The following is a 4,263-nucleotide window of genomic DNA, read 5'->3' as shown; positions in this document are numbered from 1 at the left end:
GCTCGGCCCTAGCCAAACCTCGTCTCGACGTCGTCCAGCACCGCATCGACGACGCCGCGCAGCTGGCTCACGCTGACCGGCTTGGTCAGGTACTGCCGGGCGCCGGCGGCCATCGCGGTCTCGATCTGGCTGCCCAGTGCATCGGCCGACACCACCACCACCGGGATGCTCGCGGTGCCCGGGTCGGCCTTCAGGTGGCGCAGCAGCTCCATGCCGTCGATGTCGGGCAGGTGCATGTCGAGCAGGATCAGGTCGGGCCGGCGCGCGCGGATCGCCGCCAGCCCGTCCAGCCCGGTCACCGAGACGTCGAACTGCACCTGCGGCCGGCGCGCCAGGATGCCGCGCATCACCTCGACGTTGGTCTCGTTGTCCTCGACGTAGTGGACGACGCGCTGGTGGTAGCTGCCGGTCTCGGGCGCGATCTCGTCCAGCCCGGCCGGCGTGCTCTCGGCAGGGCTGGCACGCGGCAGCGTCAGGATGAACGACGAGCCCTCGCCGGCGGTGCTGCGCGCGCGCACCGAGCCGCCCATCAGCTCGGCCAGCCGCTGGCTGATCACGAGGCCGATGCCGGTGCCTTCCAGCGACGAGCGCTCGCGCCCGAGCCGGTTGAACGGCTGGAACAGCTGCGACAGCTGCTGCGGCGTCATGCCCAGGCCGGTGTCGGTGATGGTGATCTCGACGCAATCGCGATGACCTCCACCACCACCGCCGGCACTGCCGCGTCGCGACGCGACGTGGATGCGCCCGCCCTCGGTGTTGTACTTCACCGCGTTGCTCAGCAGGTTGATCAGGATCTGCTTCACGCGCGTGGCGTCGCCGGTGACGCGCGCGGCGTTGTCGGCCAGCTCCTGCGTGATCGTGATGCCGCGGCGGCGCGCGTCCTGCTCGACCAGCGACAGCGCCGCGGCCACCGCCTCGTGCAGGTCGAGCGCATCGGACTGCAGGTTCAGCGTGCCCGATTCGATGCGCGACAGGTCGAGCACGTCGTTGATCATGTCCAGCAGGTGCCAGCCGGCGCTCTGGATCTGCGTCACCCAGGGCCGCTGTGCGATCGGCAGCGGGTGGTTCTGGTCCAGCTCGAGCAGCTGCGCGAAGCCGAGCATCGCGTTCAGCGGCGTGCGCAGTTCATGGCTCATGCGCGACAGGAAATCGCTCTTCGCGCGGTTCGCCGCCTCGGCCAGCTCGCGCGCCCGCTCGGCCTCGGCCAGCCGCAGGTGCTCGGTGATGTCCTCGACCACGCCGACGATGCGCCGCGGCTGGCCCTGCATGTCGCGCAGCAGCGTGACGATGGTCTGCACCCACACCTGGCGCCCGTCGCGCGTGACGTAGCGGCCCTGGCGCCGGTACATCGGGATCTCGCCGCGCAGCAGCTGGCTCGTCATCTCGAGGTCCTGCGCGCGGTCGTCGGGGTGCGTGAGCGCGGCGACGTTCATGTCGACCAGCGCCTCGGCGCCGTAGGCGGTCAGGTCGCAGTACTGCGGATTCACCTGCTTCACGTTGCCGTGCAGGTCGGTGTAGACGACGCCGATCGGCACGTGGTTCAGGATGTTGCGGAAGCGCTGCTCGCTCTCGCGCAGGTCGGACTCGGTGCGCTGGCGTTCGGCGATCTCGCGCTGCAGCGCCGCGGTGCGGTCGTTGACGGCGGCCTCGATGCGGCGCGTGCGGCCGGTCACCGTCAGCATCAGCGCGCCCAGCATCGAGGTCGCGAGCAGGCCCACCAGCGAGAACAGCAGCGCATTGCGCTCGCGCACGTGCGGCACCGCGGAGCGCGTCGAGGTGACGCGCAGGTCCCATTGCCGCCCGGCGAACGCGAACGAGCGCACGTGCGACAGGTCGGCCGACAGCATCTCGCAGCCGGTGCTGCCGGCCAGGCGCCGCCGCTCGGCGATCGGGTCGGTGTCGACGATGCACACGTCGAGGTAGTGCGGTAGCGAACTCTGGAACGAACGCAGCGCATCGTCCATGCGCAGCGTCACGAACACCACGCCGCGCGCCGCCGCGACGCGGTCGCTGACGGTGGCSGGCATGCCGTTGTAGACGGCCTGGTAGATCACGACGCCGGTCTGCGTGCCGGCGCCGTCCTGCGTCAGCAGGAAGCCGGCGCTGGCGGCCGGCCGGTCGGTGCGCACGGCCGAATCGATCGCCGTGCGCGCCGCGGCGATCGAGCGGGTGTTGACGCCCAGCGCCGCGGCGTTCGGGGCCTGCGGCTCGATGTAGCGGATCGCCGCCACGGTGTCGTCGGGTGCCGGCTTGAAGCCGGAGTCGAAGCGGTCGAACACGTGGTAGCCGGGCAGGCCGGCCGCGCGCACGCGGGCCTCGAAGGCCGGCACCTGCGAGCGCGGCATCAGCTCGGTCCAGCCGAGCGCCTGCAGATGGCCGCTGACCTCGAGCCAGGCGGCGGCGGCGCGGTGCATCTCCTCGCGCGAGACCTCGTCGGACGAGATCATCACGCCGCGCAATGCTTCCAGCGCATGCAGCGGGTACTGCAGCTGCGCGGCGAGGTTGGACGACGCATGGACCGCATCGCGCTCGAACGCGGCCTGCACGCGGGCGTCTTCCCATTGCACGACCTGCCGCACGCCGAGCGCCATCAGCAGCGTGGCGATGCCGAGGGTCAGGCCGACGGTGCGCCGCCGCGCGGCCCATTCGTCGCGCGGCTGGCCGATCAGCGTCAGCGCGATCGGCGTGCCGATCAACACGCCCAGCGCATCGCCGGCCCACCAGGTCCACCAGTTGAAGGCCAGCTCGCCGATCGGCTCGCGGCCGGCCAGCCACAGCGCGAGCGTCGCGACGCTGCAGCTGACGAGGCTCGCGGCGACCGCGCCGAGGCCGAAGAAGAGCGCGATGTCGCGCGGCTCGCTCAACGTGAACGGCCGGTGCACGAAGCGCTGCACCAGGGCCGCGGCGAGCGCCGCCTGCAGCGTGGCGCCGACGGCGATCGCGGCCGGCACCGCCAGGCCCGCGAGGCTGAACCCCGCCTGCTCGATGCTGATGCCGGCGTTGACCAGGAACGAGCCGACCAGCACCCCGGGCAGCACCCGCCAGCCGTAGGCCAGCAGGCAGGCCAGCGCGATGCCGGCGGAGGGGTACAGCGGCGACGCGAGGCTCGGCGGGATCGCCAGCAGCAGCGCGGCCCAGCCGACCACCGCATAGGCGATGGCGGTGCCCGCCAGCGCGAGCGGCCAGGGCGGCGTGGGGCGGGGCRTCGCTGGCGTCATCGAATCGATGGGGCGAGGTGGGGGCACGGGGAGCCTACCACCTCGATCGGCCGGTCAGGCCACTTCGTGGCCGGCGCCGGCCTGCCAGATTTCGGTCCAGGACTCGGCGTCCAGCTTCAGTTGCAGTGCGGCCAGCGCCTCGCGGATCGCCTCCAGCCGGTGCGAGCCGGTCATCGGATGCGGGCGGGTCGGGTGGCGCAGCAGCCAGGCGTAGGCGACGGTCGCGGCGCTGACGCCGTGGCGCTGCCCGACCGCCTGCAGCGCGGCCTGCACGCGGCGCGCGCGTTCGTCGCCGCCGGTCAGCAGCGCACCGCCGGCGAGAGGCGACCAGATCATCGGCCGCAGGCGCAGCCGCTGGCACTGGTCCAGCGTGCCGTCGTGCAGCGGGGACAGGTGCAGCGGGTGCAGCTCGACCTGGTTGGTGGCCAGCGCGATGCGGCTGTTCAACAGCTCGAACTGCGCCGGCGCGAAGTTCGACACCCCGAAGGCCCGCACCTTGCCGGACTGGCGCAGCGCGGTGAAGGCCTCGGCCACGTCGTCGGCGTCCATCAGCGCATCGGGGCGGTGGATCAGCAGCAGGTCGAGGTGGTCGGTCTGCAGCGCGCGCAGCGAGTTCTCGACGCTGCGCGTGATGTGCGCCGCCGAGGTGTCGTAGTGCTTCACCCGGTGCTCGGGCCGGGCCTCGCCGACCAGCCGGATGCCGCACTTGCTGACCAGCTGCATGTGCTGGCGCAGCATCGGCTTCAGCGCGAGCGCTTCGCCGAACAGCGTCTCGACACGGTAGCCGCCGTAGATGTCGGCGTGGTCGAAGCTCGTCACGCCGAGCTCCATGCAGTGCTCGATCCAGTGCAGGCGCTGTTCGGCGGTCCAGCCCCAGTCGGCCATGCGCCAGGCACCGGCGACGATCGGGGAGAGGGCGAGATTGGGGGCGGTGACGGGGCTCATGGTGGCGGCCGGGTGGCGGCTGGGTGGGAGAAAGGCAGAGCGTAACAGTCCGTTTCGCTTGCGCTGCATCGGGCGAATCCCGACGATATCGACGCCAGAA

The 4,263-nt window shown here is 71.9% G+C and carries 2 protein-coding genes; both read right to left on the bottom strand.

Annotation, left to right across the window (positions count from 1 at the left end):
- Nucleotides 1-8: 8 nt before the first annotated feature.
- Complete coding sequence (locus tag AC1D01_RS23065; protein ID WP_477870440.1) at nucleotides 9-3,218, bottom strand: CHASE domain-containing protein; 3,210 nt, start codon at nucleotides 3,216-3,218, stop codon at nucleotides 9-11.
- 54 nt (nucleotides 3,219-3,272) lie between these two features.
- Nucleotides 3,273-4,163, bottom strand: a complete 891-nt coding sequence (locus AC1D01_RS23060) for an aldo/keto reductase (protein ID WP_477870438.1) — start codon at nucleotides 4,161-4,163, stop codon at nucleotides 3,273-3,275.
- Nucleotides 4,164-4,263 lie beyond the last annotated feature (100 nt).

It is taken from the genome of Rhizobacter sp. P3_B12 (genome assembly GCF_056402895.1).
This window is presented reverse-complemented; position numbering and strand designations above follow the sequence as displayed.

Bases quoted from the DNA above. Each gene is read 5' to 3' on its own strand.
- AC1D01_RS23060 (WP_477870438.1), bottom strand. From the start codon at position 4,163: ATGAGCCCCGTCACCGCCCCCAATCTCGCCCTCTCCCCGATCGTCGCC.